General features: G+C 28.5%; 1 protein-coding gene. It reads left to right on the top strand.

The features are described from left to right. Positions 1 to 277: hypothetical protein (locus R2R70_RS19730; RefSeq protein WP_410978858.1), on the top strand; the 277-nt coding region annotated here is incomplete at its 5' end. Positions 278 to 284: the final 7 nt, after the last annotated feature.

Here is a 284-nt window from a genome sequence, read left to right on the forward strand (position 1 = left end):
TATCGTTGTAGAAACAATAGAAATTGTAAGAGCAATTATCAGAATAAAAGAGTACGGTTTTAAACAGGGGATATTGACGTATCATATAACGCAATGGGCAAGAAATTTTACATTCGGGATGCTTTATTTTTTTACTTTCAATTTAGTGAATCGATTTACAGAAGTCCATCCTTTATTATTCCAAGAAAATTTCATGATAGGGCTAGGGTGGGTTGTATTTACTTTATTAATAATTGAATTTTTATTATTGATAAATAATTTTCGGTATTCAAAGTAAAACAGAG

This window comes from Cobetia sp. SIMBA_158, assembly GCF_046566945.1.
GTDB classification, from domain to species: Bacteria; Pseudomonadota; Gammaproteobacteria; order Pseudomonadales; family Halomonadaceae; genus Cobetia; species Cobetia amphilecti.